Source organism: Streptomyces sp. NPDC127038 (genome assembly GCF_042725875.1).
Taxonomy (GTDB): Bacteria; Actinomycetota; Actinomycetes; order Streptomycetales; family Streptomycetaceae; genus Streptomyces.
In genome coordinates this window covers 1-26,844 of the sequence record NZ_JBHXDQ010000072.1, presented here as the reverse complement: position 1 = coordinate 26,844, position 26,844 = coordinate 1, and the positions used below count along the sequence as shown (strand labels likewise).

The following is a 26,844-nucleotide window of genomic DNA, read 5'->3' as shown; positions in this document are numbered from 1 at the left end:
TGCGTCAGAGCGCCGCGGCCAGTTCCGTGCCCTGCTTGATGGCCCGCTTGGCGTCGAGTTCGGCGGCCACGTCGGCGCCGCCGATCAGGTGGACGCCGCGGCCCGTCGCGCGCAGCGCCTCGTACAGGTCGCGGCGCGGCTCCTGTCCGGTGCACAGCACGATCGTGTCGACCTCAAGGACCTGGCTGTGGCCGTCGACGGTGACGTGCAGTCCGGCGTCGTCGATCCGGTCGTACTGGACGCCCGGGACCATGGTGACGCCCCGGTGCTTGAGTTCGGTGCGGTGGATCCAGCCGGTGGTCTTGCCGAGTCCCGCGCCGACCTTGGACGCCTTGCGCTGGAGGAGGTGCACGGTGCGCGGCGGGGCGGGCCGCTCGGGGGCGGCGAGGCCGCCGGGCGTCCGGTAGTCCATGTCGACGCCCCAGCCGCGGAAGTACGTGGCCGGGTCCTCGCTGGCCTTGTCGCCGCTGTCGGTGAGGAACTCGGCGACGTCGAAGCCGATGCCGCCGGCGCCGAGGATGGCGACGCGGTCGCCGACGGGGGCTCCGTCGCGCAGGACGTCGAGGTAGCCGACGACGCTCGGGTGGTCGACGCCGGGGATCTCCGGGGTGCGCGGGCTGACGCCCGTGGCGACGACGACCTCGTCGTAGCTCTCCAGGGTCTCCACGGTGGCCGGGGTGTTCAACCGGACGTCCACGCCGTGCAGTTCGAGCTGGGTACGGAAGTAGCGGATCGTCTCGTCGAACTCCTGCTTGCCGGGAACCCGGCGGGCCACGTTCAGTTGACCGCCGATGTCGGCCGCGGCGTCGAACAGCGTGACGTCGTGCCCGCGTTCGGCGGCGCTGACCGCGCAGGCGAGCCCGGCGGGTCCGGCGCCGACGACGGCGACGGTCTTGCGCAGCCGGGTCGGCGCGAGGACGAGCTCCGTCTCGTGGCAGGCGCGGGGGTTGACCAGGCAGGAGGTGATCTTGCCGCTGAAGGTGTGGTCGAGGCAGGCCTGGTTGCACCCGATGCAGGTGTTGATGGCCTCCGGGCGTCCGGCCTCGGCCTTGGCGACGAAGTCGGGGTCGGCGAGCATCGGCCGGGCCAGGGAGACCATGTCGGCGTGGCCGTCGGCGAGCAACTGCTCGGCGATCTCGGGGGTGTTGATGCGGTTGGTCGTCACGAGCGGGATCGAGACGGAGCCCATGACCTTCTTGGTCACCCAGGCGTACGCGCCACGCGGTACCGAGGTCGCGATGGTGGGGATACGGGCCTCGTGCCAGCCGATGCCCGTGTTGATGATCGTCGCTCCGGCGGCCTCGACGGCCCGGGCGAGGGTGATGACCTCGTCGAGCGAGGAGCCGCCGGGCACGAGGTCGAGCATCGACAGACGGTAGATGATGATGAAGTCGTCGCCGACGGCCTCGCGGACGCGGCGGACGATCTCGACGGGGAAGCGCGTCCGGTTCTCGTACGAGCCGCCCCAGCGGTCCTCGCGCCGGTTGGTCTGCAGGGCGATGAACTCGTTGATGAGGTAGCCCTCGGAGCCCATGATCTCGACGCCGTCGTAGCCGGCCTGCCGGGCGAGCCGGGCGGCGCGGGCGTAGTCGTCGATGGTCCGCTCGATCTCGGCGTCGCTGAGCTCGTTCGGCACGAAGGGGCTGATCGGAGCCTGGAGCGCGCTGGGGGCGACGAGGTCCCGGTGGTAGGCGTACCGGCCGAAGTGCAGGATCTGCATGGCGATCTTGCCGCCCTCGCGGTGCACCGCGGCGGTGATCTCGGCGTGCTGCGCGGCCTCGGCCTCGGTGGTCAGCTTGGCGCCGCCCTCGTACGGACGCCCGGCGTCGTTGGGCGCGATGCCACCGGTGACGATCAGGCCCACGCCGCCTCGCGCGCGGGCGGCGTAGAACTCCGCCATGCGCTCGAATCCGCGCTCGGCCTCCTCCAGGCCCACGTGCATCGAGCCCATGAGGACGCGGTTGGGCAGCGTGGTGAAGCCCAGGTCGAGCGGGTTCAGCAGATGCGGGTAACGGCTCATCGGGCCCCTCCGTACGCGGTGTCGTACGTCCGTTGTAGACGACGCGCACCCCGTTATGCAACTAGTTGCACAATGAGGAGGATCACTCGGCCGACCGCTCTCCGCCCGCGCCCGGAACGCTCGCCCCGACGCGGGGGACACCGTCGGCCGGGCGCCGCTTCGCGGTTCAGCCGAGGGCCACCCGGGCCACGAGGGCGGCGACCGCCTCGGGCTGGTCGACCAGCGACATATGGCCCGCGTCCGCGATCGGCACCATCGTCACGTTGGGGCTGGCCTCCAGTCCGGCCCTCTCCTCGTCCTTCAGCCCGATCTCGTCACGGTCGCCGCGTACGACCCAGGCGGGCACACCCGAGTCACGGAGCCGGGGCACCAGGCTCCCGTAGCGGTCCAGGTGGTCGAAGTAGCGGCGGATCATGACCCGGCAGAACGCCGGGTCGTTCTTGGCCAGGTCGGCGCCGAGCACCTCACGGCGGTCCGGGGGCATCATCTGCCCCACGACCCGCGGTGTCGCCTTGACCAGGCCGACCCAGGTCAGCGCCCCGAGGCCCGGCACCCGCCCGAGGCCGTTGGCGATCGCGAGCGCCTTGTCCTCGTCGGAGGCCGAGAACGTCGGGGAGAGCAGGACGACGGGTCCGGCGAAGTGCCCGCCGGCCGCCATCTCCAGGGCGACGTTGGCACCCATGCTGTGACCGACCACCACGCCGCAGCCCCGCTCCGCGGCCAGGGCGCCCGCCATCGCCGCGTAGTTCTCGATGGAGAGGTCGCGCGGCGGTGTGGTGCCCGCGTGGCCCGGCAGCGTCGCCGCCACCAGCCGCACCGGCGCGGAGGCGAGCGACGGTGCGGCCATCAGGTCCTCGTAGAACACGGTGCCGCACATCCCGCCGGGCAGCAGCAGGACCCGGGCGTCCGCGTCGGCGGGCCCCGACTCCCTGATGTCCCACGCGTCGAACTTCTCGGGGGTGCTGGTCATGTCCGGGCCTTCCTCTGGCACCTGTGGTCAGCCAGAGTGTGGCGCGCGAAGCGGAAGGATCGGCCGATCCGGGGCCGAACGCGGCATGTCGCCCGGCCCGTCCCGCCCCGCCCCTTTAGGGCTTCACGCCGATCACCACGTCGGCGTACATCTCCTCCGAGACCGCGAGCCGCGCGATCAGTCCGGCGCGGGCGAAGACCTCGACGGCCTTGGGCGCCTGCGCCTCGCTCGTCTCGATGAGCAGGCAGCCGCCGCGGGCCAGCCAGCGCGGCGCGTCGGCGGCGACCCGGCGCGCGAGGTCGAGCCCGTCCGCGCCGCCGTCGAGGGCGACCAGGGGTTCGTGGTCCCGGGCCTCCGCCGGCAGCAGTCCGACCTCGTCGGTCGGTACGTACGGCACGTTGGCGGCCAGGATGTCGACCCGGCCGCGCAGGGTGGTGGGGAGCGCCGAGAAGAGGTCGCCTTCGTGGACCTGGCCGGCGAAGGGCGCGACATTGCGGCGGGCGCAGCGCACCGCGGCGGGGTCGATGTCTGCGGCGTGCAGTTCGGGTCCGCCGAGGGAGGCGGCCAGTGCGGCGCCGACCGCGCCGGAGCCGCAGCACAGGTCCACCACGACGGACGCGTCGCGCCCGAGCGCGACGGCCTGGTCGACGAGGAACTCCGTACGGCGGCGCGGCACGAAGACGCCGGGGTCGAGGCCGATGCGCAGTCCGTGGAACTCGGCCCAGCCGACGACGTGTTCGAGGGGCAGGCCCGCCACGCGGCGGTCCACCATGGCGGCGGCCTCGTCCGGGGTGCGGGCGGCGGAGCGGATCAGCTCCGCCTCGTCCTCGGCGAAGACACAGCCGGCGGAGCGGAGCGCGGCGACCATCGGGTCGGCCGAGCCGGGAACATCAGGAGACAGAGGAGGCATGAAGCCGAGGGCCTTTCGACGTACCGAAGGGCGCTCCCACGGCCACCGTCAGACGGCGGCCGCGTTGCCTGGAGAGGAGAGCACCCGACCTGACACAGCGGTAATGGGTCTCACCCCCTCGGCAACTCATCGGCCGGGGACGGTCCCGGGCCGGGACGGCCACCCTACAGGAACGATCAGCGCACGGGTTGAGAATCGGCCGTCGCCGGCGGACCGCTCACCGGCCGCCCCCTCCTGTCCCTCCCGCCCCTCCCACCTCAAGTTGTACTATGCAACCAGAGCACGTCAGGGAGGTTCCGTCATGGCATCCGCAGGGTCCGGCGAACAGGCCGGCACCGCCGGGGCACCGGACGAGGGCGTGACGGCCGGCGAGGTGACGGCGGCCGTACAGCGGACCGGCGAGGTGACGCCCGACGTGGCCGTGGAGATCATCCAGCGCGAGATGACGGTGTTCGCCCGGCGGGCCCGCGCCTCGGCGGGACGCATGCATCCCGAGCTGTCCCTGGTCTCGTACACCCTCCTCGGTCACCTGGAGGAGGTCGGCGGCTGCCGGGCCACGGACCTCGCCGCGCACTACGCGCTGGACAAGTCCACGGTGAGCCGTCAGGTGGCGGCGCTGGAGCGGGCCGGGCTGATCGGGCGGCGCACGGACCCCGAGGACCATCGCGTGCAGGTGCTGTATCCGACGACCGCGGGCGCGGAGATCCTCGCCCAGGTGACCAGAAGCCGCCGGGGCGCGTTCCGGGAACGGCTCGCGGGCTGGCCCGACGAGGACCTCGCCCGCTTCGCCTCGTACCTGCTGCGCTACAACGCGACCGCTCCCGGTCCGGGCGCGGAGGGACCGGCGGCCGGGCCGCCGGAGAACTGACCCGCTCCCCCGCGACCCGCGGCGGTCCGCCCGGGGGCCGAGAGCTCTCCCCCGGCCCCCGGCGGTCCTACTCGGGCACCCGCGCCGCCATGAAGCGGACGTTGCGGCGCAGCCGGAAGCCCAGCGACTCGTAGAGGCGGATGGCGCCGGTGTTGCTCGCCGCCGTGTGCAGGAACGGGGTCTCGCCGCGCTCGCGGATGCCATGGGCGACGGCCAGGATCAGCCGGGTGGCCAGGCCCTCGCCACGGTGTCCGGGGTCCGTGCAGACCGCGCTGATCTCGGTCCAGCCCGGCGGGTGGAGCCGTTCGCCCGCCATGGCGACCAGGGCGCCGTTCCGCCGGATCCCCAGATACGTGCCGAGCTCGACGGTCCGCGGCTCGAACGGGCCGGGCTGGGTCCGTTCCACCAGGTCCAGCATGTCCGGCACGTCGGCGGGTCCGAGCCGTACCGCCTCGGCGTCGGGTGCCGCGGCCAGTCCGTCGTCCACCAGCTGGACTCCGTCGAGACTGAAGATCACTTCCCAGCCGTCCGGGGTCCGTCCGTCGAAGCCGGCCAGCGGGGCCGCTCCCCCGGGCCCGACCAGCTCGGCGAGGTCCGCCCAGTCCGCGGCGCCGGGATCGTCGGGCAGGGCCAGCCACGGGGACACGTCAAGGGGGTAGCGCAGCACGCGCCCGCGGCGTTCGGCGAAGCGCGCGTGCGGCCCGGTCAGGGAGCCGAGAGCCGGGTTGTCGAGAGGGTGACGGCCGGAGGGGCTCCCCTGCGTCTCCGGGCCCTCGAACCGTGTGGAGACGTACGCCTCGGTCATCTGCTCCCTCACTCTCCTTCGCTGTGTCGCTGTCTCGCCGTGTCGATATGTCACTGTGTCGCCGTGCCGCCCGTGCCGGTGCGCCGCCCGGCCGGTGCGCCGCGTGAGGCCGCTCACCGGTTGTGCGTGTACGGGCCACCGGAGTCGGCTCCAAGGGCAAGGAAGATCGGGGCACGGCTATTCCCGGACGCCGGGAGAGTTCACGGGTCCGCAATGATCGGCGCCCCTCCCCGGCTCGGAGCACGATCCGGGTGCGCGTACCGTTGAATGGTCAATAAGCGATGCGTGCCGGGACCACCGCCCCGCGCCCGCACCGGTCACCCTCGATCCGCGGGCCGCCGTCCGGCGACCGCGCCCGATCCGCGGACCGCCGTCCCCGCGGTCCTGGAGGCACCACCCGTATGAACGTCACGCGAGGCTTCACCGGCCGCCCGCGGGTCCACAACGCAGGACTGCCGCCGGGCCAGTACGACGCCGGCGACGACTGGCCCGTCCTGTCCGCCGAGGTCACCCCGGACCTGGCGCCCGCCGACTGGAACCTGCGGATCGACGGTCTGGTGGCCGAGCCGCGGACCTGGGACTGGGAACAGGCGCACGCGCTGCCCGCCTCCTCGTACGAGGGCGACATCCACTGCGTGACCAGCTGGTCGAAGTTCGGGGTGCGGTTCACCGGGGTGTCCCTGGACACCTTCCTGGACGCCGTACGACCCGACCCGGCCGCCACCCACGCGGTCGCGTACGCGCACACCGGGTACAGCGCGAACCTCCCGCTGGCCGACCTCACCGGTGGCCGCGCCTGGATCGTGTGGGACTACGACGGCCGGCCGCTGCCCGCCGAGCACGGCGGCCCGGCACGGCTGATCGTGCCCCATCTGTACTTCTGGAAGAGCACCAAGTGGATCGCGGGCATCCGGATCCTCGACCACGACGAGCCGGGATTCTGGGAGCGGAACGGCTACCACGCCCGCGGCAACCCCTGGGAAGAGCAGCGTTACTCCGGTGACTGAGACCACGACCTTCGTACCGCCGACACGGTTCGCCGTGCCCGGGCGCATCGCGGTGGGCACGAGTACGGCCACCACCTGGCAGACCGCCACGCTCACCGGGATCCGCCGTGAGACCCCGCACGCGGCGACCTTCCGGTTCGCCGTGCCCGCGTGGGCCGGGCATCTGCCCGGCCAGCATCTGATGCTGCGACTGACCGCCGAGGACGGATATGTGGCCCAGCGCCACTACTCCATCGCGTCCGCCTCCGACGACAGCGGCCACATCGAACTGACCCTGGACCACGTCGACGGCGGCGAGGTCTCCGGCTGGTTCCACACCGTGGCCCGGCCCGGCGACTCCGTCGAGGTCCGCGGTCCGCTGAGCGGCTTCTTCGCCTGGCCGGGCGACCGGCCGGCGCTGCTGGTGGGCGCGGGTTCCGGTGTCGTCCCGCTCATGTCGATGCTGCGGCACCACCGGGCCCGGTCGCTCGATGTGCCGCTGCGCCTGCTGGTCTCCGCGCGCAGTCCCGAGGAACTCGTCTACGCGGCGGAGTACGGCGACGAGACCACAGCCGTGTTCACCCGCGCGGCCCCGGACGGTGTGCCCGTCGGCCGTATGTCCGCCGCACATGTGGCACCCCTCATGGCCGCAGCGCCTCCCGGTGGGTGGGAGGCCTATGTCTGCGGTTCCAACGGCTTCGCCGAGCATGCCTCGCGCCTGCTGGTGGCGGCCGGGCAGCCGGTGGACCGGATCCGGATCGAGCGGTTCGGCTGAGGCCGCGCGGCCCGTGGCGGGGCGTCAGCGGGCCGGGATCTGCTGGGTGAGGTTCACCGGGTTGCCGTCGGGGTCCTTGATGTGGGCGACGCGCTGTCCCCACGGCATGTCGTTGGGGCCGCCGTCGACGGAGCCGCCCAGCGCCTCGACCCGGCCGAGCGTCTCGTCGACGTCGTCGACGGCGATGCTGAGCAGGATCCGCGGGGCCGCCCCGCTCCCCGCGTCCTCCTTGGCCACGAGGCCGAGATCGCTGTCCCCGACGCGCAGTCCGAGGTAGAAGACCGGGCCCTCCGCAGGCACCCGGAAGATCTCCTCGGCGCCGAACAGCTTCGTGTAGAAGCCGAGCAGAACGTCGTGGTGGTCGGTCAGGATCACGGGCTGGATGGTGGACATGGCACTCTCCTGTCGGGAAGGGTCGCGTACCCGCTGCCGGGAACGATCGTGTCGCCGATGACGGGAAGGATCGTGTCGCCGACGCGGAGAACTGGTCGTGTCGTTGGACAGACCGGTCGCGGACGGCGAACTCATCGGTGACTCGGGAGTGGCCCTGCGAAGGGTCAGCGGCTCGGCGGCCCAGCGCCTCTTCCGCTCATCTGCTCATCGGCTCATTGGCCCGGCGGCCCGGCGGCCCGGCGGCCCGGCGGCAGAGAACCCGGCGGCAGAGAAATGGCACGCTCCGGTTCCCGCGGCCGTGCCAGGATGCGGGCATGGACGAGACCGGAACGGCGGACGTGTTCGCGGCCGGGCACCCGCGCGGGCGCGAGCATCTCTTCGCCTATCGGGTGCGCGGGCTCGACCGCAGCGCGGTGGCCCTGTGGATCAGTGGCGTGAACGACGAGCCCGACCGGGTGCTCGCGCTGCCCGCCGCCGATCGCCGTCGGGTGCCGTTGTTCACGACCGTTCGGCAGGCGCGGGTGTACGCGGACCGGCGGGGAAGAAAGCTGGACTGGCCGGAGGCCGCCACCCTGGAGCTCGGCCGTGTCCAGCACTGGCTGGAGGACCCGGTGCGTCGGCAGGTCCCCCCGGGGGCGGTGCTGGACGCGTGGAACTTCTTCGAGGACCTGGCCCGGGGCCTCGGTGAGGTCGACCGGCTGCCCCCGCAGGGCGCGGTCCACAACAGTGCCTACGAGAGGCTCTTCGGGGGCGAGTGCGCCGCGTGGACTGAGGCGGAGCAGCGGGCCGTACGGGAACTGCTCACGGCCGGCGTGGAGCTGTGGAACTCCTGCCCCGCGATCGTCAAGCCCGGCTCGGGCGGTGCCTCCGGCAGTGGGCGGGGCGCTCCGGGCGCCCGCTGATCCCCGGGCGCACCGCCCTCGGCCCCGGTCTCGGCCCCGGCAGGAGCCCCGACGGCGCCCACCGGCGCGCCGGTGCGGAGGAAACCCGTCCCGGTGCTAGACACGACCGGTCCCGGCCGGGACGCGCGACACCCGACGGAAGCGACCGGTGTATCCGGGCGCCGGCGGGGCACGCGGTGTGCGCCCGGGGGCGTGGACCGGGGCGGCCGTTCCGCGCCGTCGAGGCTCCTGTCGGAGCCGGGGGCGGTGGGTGGTGGGGAGGTGGGGGCATGCGAGCCCTGATGCTCGGCCGGAGGTGGCGGCGTCATCCGCTGCGGCGGCGCTCCGATGTCGTCGAGGCGTGGTGGGCGGTGGCCGTAGGTGTTCTGCTGCTGGTCGGCGCACCGCTCGCGGGGGCGGGGGTGGCGCGCTGGGTGTACGACGACGCGCGGGCGCACGCCGTGGCGCTGCGCGCCGCCCGGCACCATGTCCGCGGTGTGCTGCTGGACGACGTGCCCGGGACCGGGCCCTCGACGCCGGGCGGTGGAACGCGGCCGCGCTTCGCGCCGGTTCGCTGGACGGGGTCCGACGGGCGGGTGCGGACCGCCCGGGTGGGCGGTGTGCCCGAGGGGCTGCGGCGAGGTATGCGCGTCGATGTGTGGACCGACGCCCGCGGCACGATCGTACGCCCGCCGCCGAGCTCTTCGGTGATCCGGCAACAGGCCCTGGCCCTGGGCGTCTTCACCGGCGCGTGCGTCGTCTTCGCCGTGTCGGTCGCGCATGTCTGCGTACGCCGGACCCTGATGCGCGGACGGCTGGCCCGGTGGGAGCGCGACTGGGCGCGGACGGAACCGGAGTGGACGCGGCGGACGGCCTGAAGCCGGTAACGGCGGGACTCCGGACGACCGGGAGCGGCCCGTCGCCTGCGCGGCCGCGGGGTCCATGGCGGGGCCGTGGCGCGGCCGCGCGGTCCATGGCGGGGCCCGTGGCGGGGCCGTGAGGGCGGACGTACGGTGTGACCGTCCGTGATCATGAGCCGAAAGGCGGTCCCCGATGGCCCTGTTCGACCTGCCGCTCGACGAACTCCGCGCCTATCGCGGCGCGTCCACCGAGCCCGACGACTTCGACTCCTTCTGGGCCAGGACGCTCCAGGAGACCCGCGAACACGAACTCGCCGCCCGCTTCGAACCGGTCGGGATCCCGCTGAAGACCGTCACGGTCCACGACGTGACGTTCGCCGGCTTCGGCGGCCATCCGGTCAAGGGCTGGCTGACCGTGCCGGCCTGGGCGAACTCCCCGCTGCCCACGGTCGTCGAGTTCATCGGGTACGGCGGCGGACGCGGGCTGCCGCACACGCATCTGCTGTGGGCGTCGGCCGGGTTCGCGCACTTCGTGATGGACACCCGCGGCCAGGCGAGCGTGTGGGGCGGCGGCGGGACCCCGGACCCGGTGGGCAGCGCGCCCGCCTTCCCGGGGTTCATGACGCGAGGGATCGAGGACCCCGAGACGTACTACTACCGGCGGCTGTTCACCGACGGGGTGCGCGCGGTGGAGGCGGCCCGCTCGCACCCGCTGGTCGACCCGACGCGTGTCGCGGCGCTCGGCGTGAGCCAGGGCGGCGGCATCAGCATCGCGGTCGGCGCCCTGGTGCCGGACCTGGTGGCGGTCTGCCCGGACGTACCGTTCCTCTGCGACTTCCCGCGCGCCACGACCCTCACGGACCGCGCGCCCTACCGGGAGATCGGCAACTACCTCAAGACCCACCGCGGCCGTACGGAACAGGTGCTGCGCACCCTCTCCTACTTCGACGGGGTGCACTTCGCCGCGCGCGGGCGGGCACCCGCCCTGTTCTCGGTGGCACTGGAGGACCAGACCTGCCCGCCGTCGACGGTGTTCGCGGCCTTCAACGCCTGGGGGAACGCCGACAAGGAGATCGAGGTGTACGACTTCAACGACCACGAGGGCGGCGGCCCCCACCAGCAGGCGGCACAGCTGCGCTGGCTGCCCGCACACGTCTGAAGCCGGCAATCCGCATTCCTGTCGGTCAGAGGCACCTTTCTTCCATCCGGCCGAAAGGAATTACGGGCGGCCGAAAACCAGGCTTTAACCCGGCTCCAAGTGGTCCCGATCTAGACATTAAGGGGCACGTTCCGGCCCGGAGCGCCATGAATCCTTGCCGTATGCAGTCGCCTTGCAGGATCTTCATAGGGAAAGCACGGGGGACAAGGCGATGCATGGGTCACACGGAGGCAGGAAGGCGCCCTATTGGCAAGCCTTTACGTGTCCGGCGTGTCGCGCTCTCCCCGTTCGAATGTTGAATGAAGGAGAAGTTGTGATCTCGAAGACGATGAGAGTGGCCCGTTCCGTCGCCGTGGCGGCTGCGGCCACCGTGGGCGTCACGATGGCCATGCCCACCGGCAACGCCTTCGCCATCGACCACATCGAGTGCCGTGGTGGCGCGGACTACCTGAAGATCTGGTCGCACCTGAACGGAAGCTCCAGCGTGGACTGCTACGCCAACAAGGGCCGGACCGGCTTCGGCTCGTGGTGGGTGGACCGCATTCAGACGGGCAACAACGATCTCATCTACTACGACGCCAACGGCGACTCGGTGCGCATCAACCGATGGACCGACATCACTTTCCCGAGCCGCCCTCCGCTGGTCAAGGACATCGAAATCCTCTAACGGAGGATCGGGAAACTCCCCGGAAGGGTTCGTACCGACGCACGACCCTTTCCGGATACGTATTCATGCCCGCGCGGAACTGAATTCAACGCGGAGATGAAACGAATTCTCTCCGGATTACCGGTGCAGGTCGCGCGATTTCCGCGCGGCCTGCACCGGCCTGCCTTCATGACATCCTTCGTGACATCCTTCGTGACATCGACAGGGTCGCGTCAGAAGAGGCCGGTCCACTGCACGTCGACGCTCCAGGTGTCCGCTCCCGCCGCGTAGTCGGCGACGAGCGCGGCCACCTCGCCCCGCCCGCTCACCACGCAGCGGTAGTGGCGTTCCATCGAGCCTTCCCGGTGTTCGACGGCGAAGCCGTCCGCGGCGAGGCCCGCGTTGGGGCCGTGGCCGACCTGAAGGAAGTGGCCGCTGCGCCGCTCCAGGATCAGGAACCAGTTCTCCGCGGACAGCCGGCGCACGGCACGGTCGATCACCTCGGGGTCCGCGTCCTCCACCGTCAGCCCGACGCACGGCCGAAGGCTGAGCCCGTCGGCCCCGCGCTGGGCGGGCGGACGGTGCAGCACCTGCGCCTGCGGGTCGAGGCAGACCAGACCGTGCCGGCCGGCGAGGGCCAGCACCTCGGGTGCCGTGCCGTCGGCCCGGCTCCAGGAGATCGGCATGATCACATGCGCGGCCGAGACGTCGAGGCCGGCCGCCCAGGGTGACGCCTCTACCCGCACGTCGTCGCCCTCCGCCTCCGAAAGGTCGGGGAACCGGGCGGCCAGTTCCCGGTGGAAGGCTGCCACGGCCTCGTTCGCCACGACGCCGGCCCCCGCCAGGTCGCCCTCGCACAGCCGCTCGTACGTACGCGTGGCCTCGGCGACCGAGACGCGCCCGGACTCGAACCACACCGCGAGGTCAAAACTCATGTCGCCCTCCATCCACCGAACCCCGACGCGGCGAGCCTACGACCGGCCGCCGACAACGCCCTCCCGGCGTGCGCTTGTCGCCCCTCGCCGACGCCTCGCCCGGCCCCGAGGTGCGGCACTCTCGACCGGCCGGGCACTTTCGGACACGGCGGTTCCGGCGGCTCCCGCGCTTTCGGAAGCCCGCGGGCGGCATGGCGCCGACGCCCACGGCAAGGCGCCCCGGACCACGCAGCACAGTCGGCCCAAGGGATTCGACGCCCGGCGCCGCTCAGGCCCGGGCCCGGGGAGGGTGGCACACCCCGGCCGGGGACGCGGACCGGAATCGGCCGAAGTCGCCGGACCCCCTTCCCCAGTGGTTTAGACCAATGCTAGATGTGGTGGCGCACCGAGCTCACACGGCTACGTTTTGTCACCACGCAGGAGGCGCGGTCATGGCCCGCACCACCCATCCGTCCGAACACGAACCGCTCTACGCGCGGATCGCCGCACAACTGGTCGGCGAGCTGCGCGCCGGGACCATCCCACCCGGCGAACGCCTTCCCGGAGAACGCGAGTTGGCCACCAGGTTCGGCGTCAGCCGGGAGACCGTACGGCAGGCGCTGACCATGCTGCGGCGCGACGGCCAGGTCTCCACCGACCGGCGCGGCAGCCACGCGACACTGTCCGGCACCGGCGCCGAGCACGTCCCGTCCCTGGACTTCCCCGTCGGCGCGCACACCGGCGAACCCGACGGGTGCCGTCGGGCCACCGTGACCTGGGAGACTCCCTCGCCGGAACACGCGAAGGCCCTCGGACTCGCGCCGCTGCGGGCGACGTTGGTCCATCGCTACGAGTCCGCCGCGGCCGACGGCAGCGGACTGCGCTCGGCCGTGACATCGTTTTCCGCCGTCGCCGTGACCGAGGTGGAGGAACTCGCCCGCTACCGCGACCGCGCGAACGGCAACTCCTCCGCGCAGCTGTCACGCGCCTACGACTGGATGCGCAGGGCGGGGCTGACCCTGCACCACCGGGACGCGATCACCCGGCTCCCGCAGTCGGTGCGGGTCACCCGGCGCGTGCACGACCAGTACGACCGGCCGCTGGAGATCACCGACCTGACCGTGGACGCCCGGCAGAACGCCCTCGTCTACGAGTTCACGTTGCCGGCGGCGAGGTGACGACCGGGCCCCGCCCTCGGCCGCCGGCCGGGCCGTCCGCACGCGTCGCCACGACCATCCGGGCCCGCGGGCTGCCGTCGCCTCGGCGGCCGAACCCGGTCAGCGGGTGAAGCTCCGTCCGGAACCCGGCCCGCGCCAGCTCGCTCAGCACGTCGCCGAGCCGGAACGTGCGGTAGTACATGACGAAGGTCGGGCGCCGGACGGCGTTGCGCACCCGCATCACCGTGTCGAAGCCCAGCAGGGCCCAGTACCAGGGTGAGCCGGCCCGTGGCGGGGCCGTGATCGGGAAGGCGAAGCGTCCGCCGGGCCGCAGCACGGCGTGGACTCCGGCGAACAGGCCGGGCAGCTCCCGCGGCAGGAAGTGCCCGAACGCGCCGAAGCTCACGACGAGGTCGAACGCGCCCCCGAAGGGCAGGGAACGGGCGTCCGCCCGGACGAAGGCGACCGCCGGACCCCGCGCCCCGCCCAGGGCCCCTCCGAGCCGGGCCCGTCCGACCGCCAGCATGCCCGCGCTGATGTCGACCCCGGTGACGCTCCCCCGGCACAGGCCCCGCAGGACCTCCATGCCGGCGCCCGTTCCGCAGCACAGGTCGAGTCCCGCGTCGAAGGGCCCCATCGGCGCGAGGGACTTCCCGACCGCGTCGAGGATCTCCTCCGGAGTCCGGAACGGCGTGTGGTCGAACTTGGGCGCGAGCAGGTCGTAACCGTGCTCGATCGAGGACAGGGCCTGCACGGCCAGTTCGCGGAGGGTGGGGCCTTGCGGGGTGAACATCCCGCCGAGCTTAGGGGCTTCGATCCGGATCGGGGGGATGTCCCCCGGACGGGTCGAACGCGGCCCGAACGGCGGCCCGTGGGGCAGCGGACGCCCGGTGCGCTGATCTATCGTCGCGGGCATGACCTCGTTCCGCCCCGCCCCCGCCTGGCTGGCCGACGCCGTCTTCTACCAGATCTATCCGCAGTCGTTCGCCGACTCCGACGGCGACGGCATCGGCGACTTCGACGGAATCACCGAGCGCCTCGACCACCTCGCGTGGCTGGGCGTCGACACCGTCTGGCTCAACCCGTGCTTCGCGTCCCCGTTCGGTGACGCCGGATACGACGTCGCCGACTATCTGCGCGTCGCACCCCGCTACGGCTCGTCCGACGACCTCGCCCGGCTCGTCGCGGAAGCGGGCCGCCGGGGCATCCGCGTCCTCCTCGACCTCGTGGCGGGCCACACCTCCGACCAACACCCCTGGTTCCGGGCCGCGATGGACGATCCGGCCGACGACCGGTACATCTGGGCGCCCGAGGGCCGCGTCCCGGACGGTTTCGTCCCGTCCCCCGGGACGCGCCCGGGGGCGTACCTGCCGAACTTCTTCGCCTTCCAGCCGGCCCTCAACTTCGGCTACGGGCGCACCCGTCCGGACGAACCCTGGCGGCTGCCGGTCGACGCGCCCGGGCCGCGAGCCAACCGGGCCGCGCTGCGCACGGTGATGGACCACTGGCTCGGCCTCGGACTCGCGGGCTTCCGGGTGGACATGGCCGCCTCGCTGGTGAAGGACGACCCCGGCAAGAGGGAAACGGCAGCGATCTGGACCGAGTTGAGGCACTGGCTGGACGCCACGCATCCCGAAGCCGTGCTGCTCTCGGAATGGGGCGAGCCCGAGCTGTCCGTCCCGGCGGGATTCCACGCGGACTTCTTCCTCCAGTTCGGCGGCCCCACCGACGGGCTCGCCCTGCGCTCGCTGTGGAGCAACGGCGAGGGCACGGTCAACGAGGCCTGGGACCCCCTCGACTGTTTCTTCGACGCCGAGGGGCGCGGCTCACCGCGGCCGTTCGTGGAGGCCTGGCGGGCCGCCACCGCCGTGCTCGGCCGGGACGGCTTCGTCGCGCTGCCGACCGCCAACCACGACTTCTCCCGGCTCAACTGCGGCCCCCGCACGCCGGATCAGCTGCCCGTCGCCTTCGCCTTCCAGCTGACCTGGCCGACCCTTCCGGCCATCTACTACGGCGACGAGATCGGCATGCGCTACGTGCCGGGACTGCCGGACAAGGAGGGCAGCGTGCTGGGCCCCCGCTACAACCGCGCGGGCTCCCGTACGCCGATGCAGTGGGACGACGGCCCGAACGCCGGTTTCTCCACCGCGCCGCCCGACCGTCTGTACCTCCCCCTCGACCCGTCGCCCGACCGCCCGACGGTCGCCGCCCAGCGAGCCGACACGACCTCGCTCCTGCATCTGGTCCGCCGGCTCGTCGCGTTGCGCAAGGCCGCGCCCGAGCTGGGACCGGACGGCTCGGTCGAGGTGGTGCACGCCGGATACCCGTTCGTGTACGTGCGCGGCGGCCGGTATCTCGTCGTGGTCAACCCGTCGCGGGTGGAGGTGAGTTGCGCGGTCGACCGGCTCTCCGGAGTCCGCTCCCTGGAGACGGACGGCGTCGAGATCGGCCACGACACGGTCAGGGCACGGGGGTTCGGCTACGGCGTATTCGAACTCACCGGCACCCGGACCGGCTCAGCCCCTCAGCCGTAGGAGGGCGAGCCAGACGTCCGGGGTGTCCGGGTCGGCCCCGGCGGACGGCCCGGGCCGCGCGGGGCTCTCCGCCCTCGGCCGTGCGCGCCGGGCGAACAGCAGCCGGAGGGCACCGGGCGGCGGGATCCTGCGGGCCTGGACGGTCATGGCGCGGGGCCTCCTCAGACGGTGGTGGCGCCGCCTCCCGGCCTGCGGGAGGCGACCTCACCGGACCGACGAAGAGCCCCTAGGCCGATCGACACTCGGCGAGCCGCTTCTCCAGGAATCTTCGCTCGGCCGCGTTCTCGGCCAGTTCGAGAGCCCTCTCGTACGCCTCGGCCGCCTCGGCCCTGCGTCCGGCGCGGCGCAGGAGGTCCGCACGGGTGGCGGGCAGCAGGTGGTACGCGTCCAGCTCGCCCTCCTCCTCCAGCTCGGCGACCAGGGCGAGGCCGGCGTCGGCGCCCTCCGACATGCCGACGGCGACCGCCTGGTTGAGCCGGACCACGGCGGAGGGAACGAAACGCCGGAGCTCGCCGTAGAGGCCCGCGATGTCGGCCCAGTCGGTCTCCTCGGCCGTGGCGGCGGTGGTGTGACAGGCGGCGATCGCGGCCTGGATCTGGTACGGGCCCGGGCGCTCCCGGCGCAGCGCGGTCTCCAGCAGCGCGGCGCCCTCGTCCGCCTCGGAGGCGTCCCAGGCGGTCCGGTCCTGGTCCTCCAGGGTGACCAGCTCGCCGGCCGCGTCGACGCGGGTGCCGCTCCGGGCGTCGTGGAGCAGCAACAGCGCGAGCAGGCCGAGGACTTCGGGCTCGTCGGGCATCAGCCGGGCCAGGACGCGGGCGAGGCGGATCGCCTCCGCGGAGAGACCGGTGCGCGTGAGATCGGCTCCGGCCGTGGCCGCGTACCCCTCGTTGAAGAGCAGATAGAGCACGCCGAGGACGCCGGTGGTGCGTTCGGGCAGGAGGTGCGCGGGGGGTACGCGGTAGGGGATGCCCGCGTTGCGGATCTTCCGCTTGGCCCGCACCAGCCGCTGCGCCATGGTGGCCTCGGGGACGAGGAAGGCGCGCGCGATCTCAGGGGTGGTGAGCCCTGCCAGGGTGCGCAGGGTGAGGGCCACGCGGGCCTCGATGGCCAGCGCGGGGTGGCAGCAGGTGAAGATCAGCCGCAGCCGGTCGTCGCCGACTCCGTCACCGCCATCCGTTTCGTACGGGTTGTACGTTCCGTACGGGTCGTACGGACCGTCGTCGCGTGCCGACACCGCCACCTCCCGCAGCTTGCGCGCACCGGCCGCCTCGCGGCGCAGCACGTCCAGGGCCCGGTTGCGCGCGGTCGTGGTCAGCCAGGCGCCGGGGCGGCGCGGTACTCCGTCGCGCCGCCACCGGTCGAGCGCCTGGGCGAAGGCGTCCTGCGCACACTCCTCGGCGAGGTCCCAGTCGCCGGTCACCCGGATCAGGGTGGCGACGACCTGGCCCCACTCCTCACGGAACGCGGCCGCGACCGCCTCCTCGATCCCGTCGTTCATTCCCAGACCGGCCGCACCTCCACCGCACCGCCCGCCAGCGCCACCGGATGCCGGGACGCGAGCGCGATGGCCTCGTCGAGGTCGGCGACCTCGACGAGGTCGATACCGGCGACGTACTCCCGCGCTTCGACGAACGGCCCGTCGGTGAGCAGGACTTCGTCGCCCCGGACCCGGACGGTCGTGGCGTCGGTCGCCGGCCGCAGCCGGGCGCCGCACCGGACGATGCCGCGCTCGGGCACCTCCTGGAGGTACGAGGCGATCCGGGGGCCGGAGGCGATGTCCTCGGGCACGGGTTCCTCCCCGTCGGCCGGGGCGCAGATGAACAGGGCGTACCTCATGACCCCGTCCGCCCGGCGGGCGGGAGGCCGGCGTCCGACGGCACGGACATGTGCTGGTGGACGATCAGCCAGCGGTCGCCGGCCGCGCGGTAGCCGGTGGTGACGCGGGTGACGGAGTCCAGCGTGGTGCCGTCGGCGAGCGGGGCCCGCAGGCGCACCAGGGCGTGGCTGAAGGCGACGCTCTCGTCGACGCGCAGCCGGAAGTCGAGGACCTCGCGGTCGGCGGGCCCGGCGAGCGCCGAGAACCACTGCTCCTGCGCCTTGCGCAGGGCGTCGGCGCCGGTCTGTTCCAGGCCGCTCACGGGGTGGAAGACCTCGACGTCCGGGGCGTAGCAGGCCATCGCCCGGTCGAGGTCGCGTTCGCGGACCGCCTCGGTGAGTTCGGCGTCGAGGTGGCGGATGCGCCCCTCGGCGTCCTCGTCGTCCCAGAAGGCGCGGACCTCCATCGCGCCGATCGTGGCGACCGGGTGTTTGGCCGCGGCCTCGATCGCCTCCTCCATCGAGGCGCAGTCCAGGATGTCGAAGCCGGCGACGTACTCCTTGGTCTCGGCGAACGGCCCGTCGGTGCGCAGTACTTCGCCGTCGCGGACCCGGACGGTGACCGCCTCGGCGGGCAGCCGCAGGCGGTGGCCGTGCAGCCGGACGCCCCGCTCGACGCCCAGTTCCTCGACCCACGGTTCGACGGGCGCCATCCCGGAGGCGTCGGCGGTGTCGTCGCCGCAGACCAGCAGCATGTACTTCATGGTTCCTCCCGGTGCTCATGTGCTTCCTACACCGCACCGACGAACGGCGCCCCGGCGAATCGACAGTCCCGGGAAGATTTTTCCCGCGTTCCGTCAGAGGCGGGAGGTTCCGGGCCGCACGGGCAGGGTGCGGACGCTGTTGCCGACGAAGCTTGCCTGGTGGGTGAGGTCCTCCTCGGACACGGCGAGGTCGAGGCCGGGGAAGCGGGTGAACAGCCGTTCCAGGGCGATGGTGGCCTCCATCCGGGCCAGGGGCGCGCCGAGGCAGTAGTGGGCGCCGTGGCCCAGGGAGAGGTGACGGGCGGCGCCGGGCCGCCGGGGGCGGGTGACGTCGAAGCGGTCGGCGTCGGGTCCGTGCGCGGCCCGGTCGCGGCCGGCGGCCGAGTAGCCGGCGAGGACGGGTGTGCCCCGGGGAATGACGGTCCCGTCGACGGTGAGGTCGCGCACCGGGTAGCGGAACGGGAAGTAGCTGACGGGGGCGTCCCAGCGCAGGGTCTCCTCGACGACGTCCCCCCAGTCCGCCCGGCCGTCGAGGACCGCGGCGAGCTGGTCGCGGTGCGCGCACAGGGCCCGCACGGCGTTGGTGATCAGGTTCAGCGTGGTCTCGTGTCCGGCGATGATCATGAGTACGAGGGTGCCCATGAGTTCCTGCCGGCTGAGCCGGTCGCCGTCCTCGTCGTGGGCGGCGATCAGCGCGCTGGTGAGGTCGTCGCCGGGGTCCTCGGCGCGCGCGGTCGCGACGGCGTCCAGTACGGCCATCAGTTCGCGGTTCGCGGCGACGGCCTGCTCGGGGCCGATGTCGGTGGAGACGACCTGGTTCGTCAGCCGGTGCAGCCGGTCGCGGTACCGGGCGTCGACGCCGAGGAGTTGACCGATGACACCCATCGGGAGCGGGAGCGCGAAGTGTTCGCGCAGGTCGGCCACTCCCGCGCCGCGTTCCGCCGCCGCTTCCAGCCCGTCGAGCAGGGTCGAGGTCAAGTCCTCGATCCCGGGGCGCAGTTGTTCGACCCTGCGGGCGGTGAACGCCTTGCTGACCAGGGACCGCAGGCGCCGGTGGTCGTCCCCGTCCGCGGTCGTCATGCCCTGCACGGTGGCGAAGGTCATGAGCGGCCAGCCGTCGGCTATGCGGCCCTCGTTCAGGGCGGTGAAGTGCCGGGCCCCCTTGGCGACGTCCGGGTGGGCGAGGAACTCCTTCAGCGCCTCGTGCCCCAGCACCGCGGCGCCGTCCACCTCGCCGGGCAGCACCACCGCCGTGACGGCGCCGCGGGCGAGCAGCCGCTCGTTGACGGCGTGCGGGCATCCGCCCGCGGGGTCCATGCGGTGCGGCGTGACGGGCGAGGTGTCCACCGTGTTCTCCTTGCTGCCGGGCCGAGTTGGCGGTCGTACGACTGCGACGGGCGCCGTCCGAAGATCGATTGTGCCCGCTCGGAACAGCGCGCGCAGCAGCTCGGTGAAGCACCTCGGTGAAGCCGTTCGGACGGCCCGCGCGAGGCGGAAGGCTCCGGTGCGGCGGACGCTCGCGCGAGGAGGCCCGACGGACGGGTGACCCGGATCACACCCGATCCGGGCCGACCGGTGGTACTCTGCGAACAGCACTCGTGTACGCCGCTCTCATCAGGCGCCGGTGCCAGTTCACTTCTCCCGCTGTCACGCGGCCGACTCCGGCACGCGAAACAGCTTCTCGGCACCACCTCACGCGAAGACCGGGGATCTCCCGTCGTGTCCGAGGTGACGTTCCCGCCGCACCGGAGCGCGCCCCGCGCCCTCCCCTCGCGGCCCATCCCTTCCTTGCGCATTCCCATGCGATCCGTCCCGAGAGGACACCCCATGACCACCACACTCGAACACCCCCCTGTGGAACAGGGGCCCCGGACCCGGACGGCCGTCGGCGTCCTCGACATCGACGGCACCGGGAAGGGGCACCTGCGCTCCGCCGACCTCCTGCCGTCCCCCGACGACCTCCAGGTCTCCCCCGCGCTGATCCGCCGTCACGGCCTTCGCCGGGGCGACACCGTGGAGGGCGTGCGCGGCGGACCCCGCGTCCTCACCGAGGTCGAGCGGATCAACGGCCGTACGCCCGAGGAGCAGCGCCGCCGCCCGCACTTCAAGGACCTCACCCCGCTGCACCCGCGTGACCGGCTCCGTCTGGAGCACCCGGCGAGCAGGCTGACCGGACGCGTCGTCGACCTGGTCGCACCGGTCGGCAAGGGCCAGCGCGGTCTGATCGTCGCCCCGCCCAAGACCGGCAAGACGGTACTGCTCCAGCAGATCGCCGCGGCCGTGGCCGGAAACCACCCCGAATGCCGTCTGATGGTGCTGCTCGTCGACGAACGCCCGGAGGAGGTCACCGACATGCGGCGGTCCGTACGCGGCGAGGTCTACGCCTCCACCTTCGACCAGGCGCCCCGGCAGCACATCGCGCTCGCCGAACTCGTCGTCGAGCGGGCCAAGCGGCTCGTCGAGGCGGGCGAGGACGTCGTGATCCTGCTGGACTCGCTCACCCGGCTGTGCCGGGCGCACAACAACGCGGCGGCCTCCGGCGGACGCACCCTGAGCGGCGGTGTCGACGCCGCCGCCCTGACCGGCCCCAAGCGGCTCTTCGGCGCGGCCCGCCTCGCCGAGGAGGGCGGCTCGCTCACCATCCTCGCCACCGCCCTGGTGGAGACCGGTTCCCGCGCCGACGACTTCTTCTTCGAGGAGCTCAAGAGCACGGGCAACATGGAGCTGCGGCTGGACCGGACCCTGGCCGCCCGGCGCGTCTTCCCCGCGGTCGACATCACCCCCTCCGGCACCCGCCGCGAGGAACTCCTGGTGCCCGAGGCCGAGTCGGCCGTCGTACGGGGACTGCGCCGGGCCCTGCTGACGCGCGACGGGCAGACCGGCCTTGAGACCCTCCTGGAGCGGCTGCGCGCCACCCCCGACAACGCCACGTTCCTGCGCCGCGTCCAGCCCACGCTGCCGTCCTGACAGCCCAGCGTCCAGCCCACGTCGCCGTCCCGACGGCCCCGCGGCTGCGGCATCCGGGTGCTCGACGGCTCCGCTCGGCCCGGCCACCCCGGCGTGTCGCCCGACCCTTCCTACGTTTGCGGTATGACGATCGGATTCTCATCCCGGACCGCTGCTTCGCGCTCCGCGGTCACGCGTGCCGCACTGACCTGCTCCGCCGTCTGCGCGGCCGGGCTGCTGGCCGCGGCGCAGAGCCCGGCCTCCGCACTCACCGACGCGTTCCCCCGGGCTCCGCGGCCCGCCGCGCCACCACCCTCGTCGCTGAACCAGCCCGGCATCCAGGTACGGCCCCGGCCCGGGGCACCCGAGGTCCCCGACGTCTCCGCGCTGTCCTGGGTGGTGGCCGACGCCACCACCGGCGATGTCCTCGCCGCGCACAACGCCCACCGCCGGCTCCCGCCCGCGAGCACCCTCAAGACCCTGTTCGCCCTCACCGTCCTGCCGAAGCTGCCCGGCAGCACCCTGCACACCGTCAAGGAGCGGGAGCTCGAAGGCATCGGCGCGGGCAGCAGCATGGTCGGCGTGGCCGAGGGAATCACCTACCGCGTGTCGGACCTGTGGCGCGGTGTCTTCCTCAACTCGGGCAACGACGCCGTGCACGTGCTCGCCTCGATGAACGGCGGCTGGACGAGCACCGCCGCCCAGATGCAGGCCAAGGCCCGCTCCCTAGGCGCGAACGACACCCACGTCGTCTCGCCCGACGGCTACGACACACCCGGGCAGGTCTCGTCGGCGTACGACCTGGCGGTGTTCGGACGAGCCGGACTGCGCAACCCCGACTTCGCCCGGTACTGCTCCACCGCCGAGGCCATGTTCCCCGGCCAGGGCAGCTCCACGTACGGCATCCAGAACACCAACCGGCTCCTCACCGGCGCGAACGGGGTCGAGCGGTATCCCGGTCTGATCGGGGTCAAGAACGGCTACACGACCAACGCGGGCAACACCCTGGTCGCCGCCGCCAGGCACGGCACGCGCACCCTCGTCGTCACGCTGATGAACCCCCAGGCGGGCGGCGGACTGACCGTGTACGAGGAGGCGCGCTCCCTGCTCGACTGGGGCTTCGCCGCGTCCGGTGAGGTCGATCCCGTCGGAACCCTGCTCGACACGCGCTCCGTCCCCGCCGGCGGGCCCTCCGCGGCCGGTACCCGGGCCTCCGGTCCGGCGCGTCCCGGGCCCGCCGCTCATCCCGGCCGTGCCGTCCGGCCCGCCGCCGGCGACCGGCCCCTGAACAGCCCGCGCCCGGTGGCCGCCGCGCCGTCCGAGGACTCGGGGCTCGGCTGGTCGGGCGCCGCCGGGATCGCCGGTGCCGCCGTGCTGGGCGCCGCGGGCGTCGCGTTCGCCCTGCGGTTCAAGGCGGGCCGGTCCGGGCGCGGCTGACCGGCCGGAAGCCACAGCAGCAGCCCCAGGGTGATCCACGTATAGGTGTTGCTGCCGAGGAAGCCGCCGAGGCCCGAGGCGTCGTCGAACCACAGCCACACCACACTGCTGCACAGCACCGCGTACAGGGCCGCCGCGATCCGCACCCTGCGCCGCCGCAGCAGGACGGCGAAGGACGGCAGCAGCCAGACCAGGTGGTGCACCCAGGTGATCGGGCTGACCAGACAGGCGGTCAGCCCGGTCAGGGCGAAGGCGGCGGTCCAGTCCCCGTCGGCGAGGGCGCGTGAGGTCCGCCAGGCCCAGACGCACAGGACCAGCAGGGACAGGGTCGCCCACAGGGCCCTGCTCGGTTCCTCCGGTGCCACCAGGCGTGCCAGCACGCCCTGGAGCGACTGGTTGGAGACGTAGTCCAGACGCCCGATGCGGGTCGTGTCCCACAGCGCGTCGGTCCAGTAGAAGCGGGAGGCGTCCGGCGCCACCCAGGCCGCCAGCGCGGTGGCCGCCGCCGCGACGCCCGTGGCGACACCGGCGGCCCGCCAGCGCCTGCCGAGCAGCAGCAGCGCGATGAAGAGCGCCGGGGTGAGCTTGATCGCCGCGGCGAGACCGGTCCCGGCGCCCGCCCAGCGGCCCCGCCCGCTCGACAGCAGCCAGGCGTCGCTCAGTACGAGGGCGAGCAGCACCAGGTTGACCTGGCCGAAGCTGAAGGTGTCGCGGACCGGTTCGAGCAGCGCCAGCAGACAGGCCGTCAGGGCACAGCCGAACCAGCCGTAGCGGCGCAGTTCGGGGCCGACCAGGATGCCCGTGACCAGGCCCAGGGCGGTGAGGTTGAGGAGCAGGGCGGCGGCGATCGCCGTGTTCAGGCCGACCAGGGCCATCGGCAGCATGCCGAGGGCCGCGAACGGCGGGTAGGTGAACCCGTAGCCCGTTCCCGGCACCCGGTAGTCGTAGATGCTGCCGCCGTGGTGGACCCAGTTGTCGACCGCCCCGTAGTAGACGCGCAGGTCGAACCAGTCGCGCAGCAGGGGCACGGTGGCGGTGAACACGCCGACGACGACGGCCAGTCCGAGGACGAGGAGGAGCCGCCTGCGGTCGGTGCTCAGCAGGGCCGCCGGTCCTTCGGCAGCCCTGTCGCCGGTGGGTGCCCCGGCTCCCGTCGGCCCTGTCGTCGTCCGTCTCACGCTCGTCGTCCTCGTCCCGGTCGCCCCGCCCGCCTGCCCCGCGTCCTTCGCCCCGCCGGGCGTTCCCGTCCCGGAAGCCCCGGGAGCCCCGGACGCCTCGGGAGCCCCACGCGCCCTGTACGACCCGTCAGGCGTTCCCGTGCCCGTCGCCCCGACCGTCCCGCCCGGGTGCGTTCCGTGCGTCACGGGATTTCCGTGCTCCGCGTCCGCCGTCATGCCGTCCGTTCCAGTACCGGCGCCTGCGGCTGGGCCGCCTGGTGGGCCTGCCAGAGGACGACGAGGGCGAGCAGCCCGCCGGAGACGGCGAGGATCACCTGTCCGGCGTCCGCCGGCGCGCCGCTCGGCAGCACGGCGAGCGCGAGCACCCCGCTGGCGGCCGCGACCCGGCCGCGCACCGAACCGGTAGGCGCCGCCGCCGCGATGAGGAACAGTCCCCACAGCGCGTACCAGGGCCTGACCGCCGGACCGAACACCGCCACCGCGGCCAGGCTCAGACCCAGCGCGTAGACGGGGTGCGGGCGCAGCCGCAGCCATATGAACAGCAGCAGCCCCACGGTCGCCAGGAGTCCGGCGGCGTGCCAGGCGGGCATCGCGAGCGGCGCGAGCCCGCTGCCGAGCTTTTCGAGGAGGGCTCCGGTGACCCGCCCGAGGAGGCTGGTGGGTGACCAGTTGTGCGGCGAGACGGGGGTCTTCAGGGCCGCTATCCAGCCGTAGCCCGTACCGGCGACCGCCGTCGCGGCGACCGTGGTGGCGGTCGCGACCACGGCGGTGGTCACGGTGACCCGCGCGATGCCCCGGCGTCCTCGTCCGCGCCCGCGCAGCGCGATCACCGCCACGAGACCGAGCGCCGCGGGCGCCTTGACGAGGGCGGCGAGGGTGATCAGGACGATCCCCAGGACGGGCCGTCGGCCGCGCGCGGCCACCAGGCCGACGCCGAGCAGGCCGAGCATGATGGCGTCGTTGTGCGCGCCGGCCACCAGGTGCAGCAGGACCAGGGGGTTGAGCGCGCCCAGCCACAGCGCGGCGGCCGGGTCGGCGCCGCTGTGCCGGGCGAGGCGGGGCAGGGCCGCCGCCATCAGGGCCACCCCGAGCAGGGCGACCATGCGCATGCCGAACAGGCCGGCCGGTATCTGCCCGCGGGTCAGCGCCGACAGACCGCGGGCGACGGCGAGGAAGACGGGCCCGTACGGGGTGGTGGTGGTCTGCCACACGGGCGCCACCTCGTCGGCGAGCGGGCCGCCGAGCTGCGCGGGCCCGTACGCGTAGACGTCGATGTGGGCGTCGACCATGGCGCCCTGGGCGAGGTAGCTGTAGACGTCCCGGCTGAAGAGGGGCGGCGCGAGCAGCAGCGGCGCGGCCCAGGTGGCCAGGACGAGCAGCAGGGAACGCGGGGTCGGCGGCTCCGGGCCGCGTACGACGGTGCCGAGCAGGGCCCAGGCGGCTATCAGCAGGACGACGCCGAAGTACACCCCGACCAGGCCCAGGACGGCCCGGCCCGACCCGGGCGCGAGGAGGTCGCGCGCGGGCAGGGCACCCGCGGTCTCGCCGCCCAGCGCGAGGACGGCGGTTCCGGCGAGGCCCAGGGCCTGGCAGCGGCGGAGATCGACGGGGAAAGCCATGGCCAACACTCCGCAAGCGTGTCAACGCCGGGTGGCCGGAAGGCGACGCGGCGCTCTCCGCGCGGGGTCCGGAGCGTGACCTCCGTGTGGTGCCGGGGAATTCAGAACACGGACACGCCGGTCAGGGTCGTGAAGCGGTCCAGGGCGGCCACGCCGGCCACGGAGTTGCCCCGTTCGTCCAGGCCCGGGCTCCAGACGCACAGGGTGCACCGGCCCGGCACCACGGCGATGATGCCGCCGCCCACCCCGCTCTTGCCGGGGAGCCCGACCCGGTACGCGAAGTCGCCCGCGGCGTCGTAGGTCCCGCAGGTCAGCATGATCGCGTTGATCTGCTTGGCCTGGCTCCGCGGGAGCAGCCGGCCGCCGTCGGCGCGGATGCCGTGCCGGGCCAGGAACCCGGTGGCGAGGGCGAGATCGGCGCAGGAGGCGGCGATCGAGCACTGGAGGAAGTACTGGTCGAGGAGGTCGGGCACCGGGTTGTCGATGTTTCCGTACGAGGCCATGAAGTGGGCGAGGGCCGCGTTGCGGTCGCCGTTCGCGGTCTCGGAGGCGGCGATGTCCCGGTCGAAGTCGAGGCTCTGGTTGCCGCTCTCGGCGCGCAGGAACTCCAGCAGGGTTCCGGCCGCGTCCCCGGTACGGGTCTGGAGCCGGTCGGTGACGACGAGGGCTCCGGCGTTGATGAACGGGTTGCGGGGGATGCCGTTCTCGTACTCCAGCTGGACCAGGGAGTTGAACGGGTTGCCGGAGGGCTCGCGCCCGACGTGCTCCCACAGCGCGTCGCCCTCGCGGGCCAGGTCCAGGGCGAGCGTGAAGACCTTGGTGATGGACTGCGTGGAGAACGGCTGCCGCCAGTCCCCCACCCCGTACACCGTGCCGTCGAGTTCCGCGACGGCCATCCCGAAGCGGCGTGGGTCGCAGGCGGCCAGCGCCGGGATGTAGTCGGCCGGCCGGCCGCGGCCCGGGGTCTGCGCGATCTCGGTGGCGATGCGCTCCAGGACCGGCTGGAAGGTCAGGGAGGAGGGCGACGACGCGTGCGCGGGCATGATCGCCATTGTGCCGCCCGTCCGGCCCCCGCACACCACGGAGGGCGCGGAGCCGGGTTCCGGCGCCGCCCCCCCCCGGCGGCGGCGGCCCGGGGGGCGCGGGGGGGGGGGGTATCACTCCCCGTCCGCGCCGCGTCGGGCCGCACGTCCGTACTTCTAGTAAC

At 73.2% G+C, this 26,844-nt stretch carries 25 protein-coding genes and 1 pseudogene; 11 read left to right on the top strand and 15 right to left on the bottom strand.

Annotated features, from left to right (window positions below; all coding sequences use genetic code 11):
• Positions 1-4: 4 nt before the first annotated feature.
• From ACFWI4_RS34560 to ACFWI4_RS34550, 3 genes are all read right to left on the bottom strand, one after another.
• A complete protein-coding gene (locus ACFWI4_RS34560; protein ID WP_387204589.1) occupies positions 5-2,020 on the bottom strand; it encodes an FAD-dependent oxidoreductase in 2,016 nt (671 codons plus the stop codon).
• A 166-nt stretch (positions 2,021-2,186) separates the two neighbouring features.
• A complete protein-coding gene (locus ACFWI4_RS34555) occupies positions 2,187-2,990 on the bottom strand; it encodes an alpha/beta fold hydrolase (protein WP_387204586.1) in 804 nt (267 codons plus the stop codon).
• A 115-nt stretch (positions 2,991-3,105) separates the two neighbouring features.
• The gene (locus tag ACFWI4_RS34550; protein ID WP_387204583.1) at positions 3,106-3,900 is read right to left on the bottom strand and encodes a putative protein N(5)-glutamine methyltransferase; all 795 of its coding nucleotides are present in this window, start codon (positions 3,898-3,900) and stop codon (positions 3,106-3,108) included.
• Positions 3,901-4,342: 442 nt separating this feature from the next.
• Between ACFWI4_RS34550 and ACFWI4_RS34545 the strand changes: the two genes are divergently transcribed.
• Positions 4,343-4,768 carry a MarR family winged helix-turn-helix transcriptional regulator gene (locus tag ACFWI4_RS34545; RefSeq protein ID WP_387204656.1) on the top strand — a complete coding sequence of 142 codons (426 nt, stop codon included), beginning with the start codon at positions 4,343-4,345 and terminating at the stop codon, positions 4,766-4,768.
• Between the two features lie 67 nt (positions 4,769-4,835).
• Here the strand turns inward: ACFWI4_RS34545 and ACFWI4_RS34540 are convergent, their stop codons facing one another.
• Entirely contained in the window at positions 4,836-5,573 is a 738-nt protein-coding gene (locus tag ACFWI4_RS34540; RefSeq protein ID WP_387204580.1) for a GNAT family N-acetyltransferase, read from the bottom strand.
• Between the two features lie 401 nt (positions 5,574-5,974).
• Here ACFWI4_RS34540 and ACFWI4_RS34535 point away from each other — a divergent pair, with 401 nt between their 5' ends.
• Positions 5,975-6,580 carry a sulfite oxidase-like oxidoreductase gene (locus tag ACFWI4_RS34535; RefSeq protein ID WP_387204577.1) on the top strand — a complete coding sequence of 202 codons (606 nt, stop codon included), beginning with the start codon at positions 5,975-5,977 and terminating at the stop codon, positions 6,578-6,580.
• Positions 6,573-7,334, top strand: coding sequence for a ferredoxin reductase (locus ACFWI4_RS34530; RefSeq protein WP_387204574.1), 762 nt, complete (start codon positions 6,573-6,575; stop codon positions 7,332-7,334). Before ACFWI4_RS34535 ends, ACFWI4_RS34530 begins: the two co-directional genes overlap by 8 nt.
• A gap of 24 nt (positions 7,335-7,358) precedes the next feature.
• Here ACFWI4_RS34530 and ACFWI4_RS34525 read toward each other — a convergent pair whose 3' ends face one another.
• Positions 7,359-7,727 carry a VOC family protein gene (locus tag ACFWI4_RS34525; protein ID WP_387204571.1) on the bottom strand — a complete coding sequence of 123 codons (369 nt, stop codon included), beginning with the start codon at positions 7,725-7,727 and terminating at the stop codon, positions 7,359-7,361.
• A 314-nt stretch (positions 7,728-8,041) separates the two neighbouring features.
• On the opposite strand from ACFWI4_RS34525, the gene ACFWI4_RS34520 reads away from it, so the two are divergent.
• The 4 genes from ACFWI4_RS34520 to ACFWI4_RS34505 all read left to right on the top strand — a co-directional run bounded on the left by ACFWI4_RS34520 (position 8,042) and on the right by ACFWI4_RS34505 (position 11,294).
• Positions 8,042-8,629: a hypothetical protein gene (locus tag ACFWI4_RS34520; protein WP_387204568.1), complete on the top strand. Its 588-nt coding sequence runs from the start codon at positions 8,042-8,044 to the stop codon at positions 8,627-8,629.
• Between the two features lie 269 nt (positions 8,630-8,898).
• Positions 8,899-9,486, top strand: a complete 588-nt coding sequence (locus ACFWI4_RS34515) for a hypothetical protein (RefSeq protein WP_387204565.1) — start codon at positions 8,899-8,901, stop codon at positions 9,484-9,486.
• A gap of 175 nt (positions 9,487-9,661) precedes the next feature.
• Positions 9,662-10,627: an acetylxylan esterase gene (locus ACFWI4_RS34510; RefSeq protein ID WP_387204562.1), complete on the top strand. Its 966-nt coding sequence runs from the start codon at positions 9,662-9,664 to the stop codon at positions 10,625-10,627.
• Between the two features lie 313 nt (positions 10,628-10,940).
• A complete protein-coding gene (locus ACFWI4_RS34505) occupies positions 10,941-11,294 on the top strand; it encodes a beta/gamma crystallin domain-containing protein (RefSeq protein WP_385396361.1) in 354 nt (117 codons plus the stop codon).
• 212 nt (positions 11,295-11,506) lie between these two features.
• On the opposite strand, the gene ACFWI4_RS34500 is transcribed toward ACFWI4_RS34505, so the two are convergent.
• The gene (locus ACFWI4_RS34500) at positions 11,507-12,208 is read right to left on the bottom strand and encodes a hypothetical protein (protein WP_387204558.1); all 702 of its coding nucleotides are present in this window, start codon (positions 12,206-12,208) and stop codon (positions 11,507-11,509) included.
• Between the two features lie 431 nt (positions 12,209-12,639).
• Here ACFWI4_RS34500 and ACFWI4_RS34495 point away from each other — a divergent pair, with 431 nt between their 5' ends.
• Positions 12,640-13,365, top strand: coding sequence for a GntR family transcriptional regulator (locus ACFWI4_RS34495; protein ID WP_385396357.1), 726 nt, complete (start codon positions 12,640-12,642; stop codon positions 13,363-13,365).
• On the opposite strand, the gene ACFWI4_RS34490 is transcribed toward ACFWI4_RS34495, so the two are convergent.
• Positions 13,343-14,137, bottom strand: coding sequence for a class I SAM-dependent methyltransferase (locus tag ACFWI4_RS34490; protein WP_387204554.1), 795 nt, complete (start codon positions 14,135-14,137; stop codon positions 13,343-13,345). The two genes, ACFWI4_RS34495 and ACFWI4_RS34490, sit on opposite strands and share 23 nt — an antisense overlap.
• 121 nt (positions 14,138-14,258) lie before the next feature.
• Here ACFWI4_RS34490 and ACFWI4_RS34485 point away from each other — a divergent pair, with 121 nt between their 5' ends.
• Positions 14,259-15,878: an alpha-amylase family glycosyl hydrolase gene (locus tag ACFWI4_RS34485; RefSeq protein WP_387204551.1), complete on the top strand. Its 1,620-nt coding sequence runs from the start codon at positions 14,259-14,261 to the stop codon at positions 15,876-15,878.
• On the opposite strand, the gene ACFWI4_RS34480 is transcribed toward ACFWI4_RS34485, so the two are convergent.
• The 5 genes from ACFWI4_RS34480 to ACFWI4_RS34460 all read right to left on the bottom strand — a co-directional run bounded on the left by ACFWI4_RS34480 (position 15,861) and on the right by ACFWI4_RS34460 (position 19,774).
• Positions 15,861-16,025 carry a hypothetical protein gene (locus ACFWI4_RS34480; protein ID WP_387204548.1) on the bottom strand — a complete coding sequence of 55 codons (165 nt, stop codon included), beginning with the start codon at positions 16,023-16,025 and terminating at the stop codon, positions 15,861-15,863. The two genes, ACFWI4_RS34485 and ACFWI4_RS34480, sit on opposite strands and share 18 nt — an antisense overlap.
• A gap of 79 nt (positions 16,026-16,104) precedes the next feature.
• Positions 16,105-17,376, bottom strand: coding sequence for an RNA polymerase sigma factor (locus tag ACFWI4_RS34475; protein ID WP_387204545.1), 1,272 nt, complete (start codon positions 17,374-17,376; stop codon positions 16,105-16,107).
• Positions 17,373-17,714: a YciI family protein gene (locus tag ACFWI4_RS34470; RefSeq protein ID WP_387204542.1), complete on the bottom strand. Its 342-nt coding sequence runs from the start codon at positions 17,712-17,714 to the stop codon at positions 17,373-17,375. Before ACFWI4_RS34470 ends, ACFWI4_RS34475 begins: the two co-directional genes overlap by 4 nt.
• The gene (locus ACFWI4_RS34465; protein WP_387204539.1) at positions 17,711-18,457 is read right to left on the bottom strand and encodes a nuclear transport factor 2 family protein; all 747 of its coding nucleotides are present in this window, start codon (positions 18,455-18,457) and stop codon (positions 17,711-17,713) included. Before ACFWI4_RS34465 ends, ACFWI4_RS34470 begins: the two co-directional genes overlap by 4 nt.
• A gap of 93 nt (positions 18,458-18,550) precedes the next feature.
• Positions 18,551-19,774, bottom strand: a complete 1,224-nt coding sequence (locus ACFWI4_RS34460; RefSeq protein WP_387204653.1) for a cytochrome P450 — start codon at positions 19,772-19,774, stop codon at positions 18,551-18,553.
• A 402-nt stretch (positions 19,775-20,176) separates the two neighbouring features.
• Between ACFWI4_RS34460 and rho the strand changes: the two genes are divergently transcribed.
• Both rho and ACFWI4_RS34450 read left to right on the top strand, forming a co-directional pair.
• On the top strand, positions 20,177-21,424 hold the full coding sequence (gene rho, locus ACFWI4_RS34455) for a transcription termination factor Rho (protein ID WP_387204537.1): 1,248 nt from the start codon (positions 20,177-20,179) through the stop codon (positions 21,422-21,424).
• A gap of 123 nt (positions 21,425-21,547) precedes the next feature.
• A complete protein-coding gene (locus tag ACFWI4_RS34450) occupies positions 21,548-22,840 on the top strand; it encodes a D-alanyl-D-alanine carboxypeptidase family protein (protein WP_387204534.1) in 1,293 nt (430 codons plus the stop codon).
• Between the two features lie 224 nt (positions 22,841-23,064).
• On the opposite strand, the pseudogene ACFWI4_RS34445 reads toward ACFWI4_RS34450, so the two are convergent.
• From ACFWI4_RS34445 to ACFWI4_RS34435, 3 genes and pseudogenes are all read right to left on the bottom strand, one after another.
• A pseudogene (locus tag ACFWI4_RS34445) lies at positions 23,065-24,234 on the bottom strand (glycosyltransferase family 87 protein); the annotation flags it as partial.
• The gene (mptB, locus tag ACFWI4_RS34440) at positions 24,231-25,637 is read right to left on the bottom strand and encodes a polyprenol phosphomannose-dependent alpha 1,6 mannosyltransferase MptB (RefSeq protein WP_387204531.1); all 1,407 of its coding nucleotides are present in this window, start codon (positions 25,635-25,637) and stop codon (positions 24,231-24,233) included. The gene mptB and the pseudogene ACFWI4_RS34445, both read right to left, overlap by 4 nt.
• Positions 25,638-25,738: 101 nt before the next feature.
• Positions 25,739-26,680 (bottom strand): glutaminase, encoded by a 942-nt coding sequence (locus ACFWI4_RS34435; protein WP_387204528.1) that lies wholly within the window; start codon positions 26,678-26,680, stop codon positions 25,739-25,741.
• Positions 26,681-26,844: the final 164 nt, after the last annotated feature.

What these genes read in the sequence shown, in the direction of transcription:
- ACFWI4_RS34515 (WP_387204565.1), top strand. Translation starts at nt 8,899, where the DNA reads ATGCGAGCCCTGATGCTCGGCCGGAGGTGGCGGCGTCATCCGCTGCGG.
- ACFWI4_RS34435 (WP_387204528.1), bottom strand. Translation starts at nt 26,680, where the DNA reads ATGCCCGCGCACGCGTCGTCGCCCTCCTCCCTGACCTTCCAGCCGGTC.
- ACFWI4_RS34450 (WP_387204534.1), top strand. Translation starts at nt 21,548, where the DNA reads ATGACGATCGGATTCTCATCCCGGACCGCTGCTTCGCGCTCCGCGGTC.
- ACFWI4_RS34520 (WP_387204568.1), top strand. Translation starts at nt 8,042, where the DNA reads ATGGACGAGACCGGAACGGCGGACGTGTTCGCGGCCGGGCACCCGCGC.
- ACFWI4_RS34470 (WP_387204542.1), bottom strand. Translation starts at nt 17,714, where the DNA reads ATGAGGTACGCCCTGTTCATCTGCGCCCCGGCCGACGGGGAGGAACCC.
- ACFWI4_RS34550 (WP_387204583.1), bottom strand. Translation starts at nt 3,900, where the DNA reads ATGCCTCCTCTGTCTCCTGATGTTCCCGGCTCGGCCGACCCGATGGTC.
- ACFWI4_RS34475 (WP_387204545.1), bottom strand. Translation starts at nt 17,376, where the DNA reads ATGAACGACGGGATCGAGGAGGCGGTCGCGGCCGCGTTCCGTGAGGAG.
- ACFWI4_RS34480 (WP_387204548.1), bottom strand. Translation starts at nt 16,025, where the DNA reads ATGACCGTCCAGGCCCGCAGGATCCCGCCGCCCGGTGCCCTCCGGCTG.
- ACFWI4_RS34490 (WP_387204554.1), bottom strand. Translation starts at nt 14,137, where the DNA reads ATGTTCACCCCGCAAGGCCCCACCCTCCGCGAACTGGCCGTGCAGGCC.
- ACFWI4_RS34485 (WP_387204551.1), top strand. Translation starts at nt 14,259, where the DNA reads ATGACCTCGTTCCGCCCCGCCCCCGCCTGGCTGGCCGACGCCGTCTTC.
- ACFWI4_RS34555 (WP_387204586.1), bottom strand. Translation starts at nt 2,990, where the DNA reads ATGACCAGCACCCCCGAGAAGTTCGACGCGTGGGACATCAGGGAGTCG.
- ACFWI4_RS34545 (WP_387204656.1), top strand. Translation starts at nt 4,343, where the DNA reads ATGACGGTGTTCGCCCGGCGGGCCCGCGCCTCGGCGGGACGCATGCAT.
- ACFWI4_RS34510 (WP_387204562.1), top strand. Translation starts at nt 9,662, where the DNA reads ATGGCCCTGTTCGACCTGCCGCTCGACGAACTCCGCGCCTATCGCGGC.
- ACFWI4_RS34495 (WP_385396357.1), top strand. Translation starts at nt 12,640, where the DNA reads ATGGCCCGCACCACCCATCCGTCCGAACACGAACCGCTCTACGCGCGG.
- ACFWI4_RS34525 (WP_387204571.1), bottom strand. Translation starts at nt 7,727, where the DNA reads ATGTCCACCATCCAGCCCGTGATCCTGACCGACCACCACGACGTTCTG.
- ACFWI4_RS34465 (WP_387204539.1), bottom strand. Translation starts at nt 18,457, where the DNA reads ATGAAGTACATGCTGCTGGTCTGCGGCGACGACACCGCCGACGCCTCC.
- mptB (WP_387204531.1), bottom strand. Translation starts at nt 25,637, where the DNA reads ATGGCTTTCCCCGTCGATCTCCGCCGCTGCCAGGCCCTGGGCCTCGCC.
- ACFWI4_RS34460 (WP_387204653.1), bottom strand. Translation starts at nt 19,774, where the DNA reads ATGGACCCCGCGGGCGGATGCCCGCACGCCGTCAACGAGCGGCTGCTC.
- ACFWI4_RS34540 (WP_387204580.1), bottom strand. Translation starts at nt 5,573, where the DNA reads ATGACCGAGGCGTACGTCTCCACACGGTTCGAGGGCCCGGAGACGCAG.
- ACFWI4_RS34535 (WP_387204577.1), top strand. Translation starts at nt 5,975, where the DNA reads ATGAACGTCACGCGAGGCTTCACCGGCCGCCCGCGGGTCCACAACGCA.
- ACFWI4_RS34560 (WP_387204589.1), bottom strand. Translation starts at nt 2,020, where the DNA reads ATGAGCCGTTACCCGCATCTGCTGAACCCGCTCGACCTGGGCTTCACC.
- ACFWI4_RS34500 (WP_387204558.1), bottom strand. Translation starts at nt 12,208, where the DNA reads ATGAGTTTTGACCTCGCGGTGTGGTTCGAGTCCGGGCGCGTCTCGGTC.